Source organism: Kribbella sp. NPDC055071 (genome assembly GCF_053608045.1).
In genome coordinates, this window is record NZ_JBSGUS010000080.1 from 1 (window position 1) to 364 (window position 364).

The 364-nt window shown below is 47.5% G+C and carries 1 protein-coding gene; it reads left to right on the plus strand.

Going from position 1 to position 364, the window contains the following annotated elements:
- A partial coding sequence (locus ACWF4Z_RS38385) for an FtsK/SpoIIIE domain-containing protein (RefSeq protein ID WP_452248118.1) occupies positions 1–364 on the plus strand: 364 nt, incomplete at both ends.

Sequence of the window (364 nt, forward strand, 5' to 3'; positions counted from 1 at the left end):
CACCAAATGGGTGAAAAGCTGCCATATTTAGTTGTCATTATTGATGAGCTTGCAGATTTGATGATGGTGGCTCCAAACGATGTGGAAGAAAGCATTGCGCGGATCGCCCAAAAAGCCAGAGCGTGCGGTATCCATCTTCTCGTCGCAACTCAGCGTCCGTCAGTTGATGTCATTACAGGTCTGATTAAGGCGAATATCCCAACGAGAATCGCCTTTTCTGTCTCAAGCCAGGTTGATTCCCGAACAATTATCGACATAGCCGGTGCAGAAAAGCTTCTCGGAAAAGGGGATATGCTCTTTTTGGAAAACGGATCGGGAAAACCTGTCCGTCTGCAAGGTAACTTTGTGTCAGACCGGGAAATCG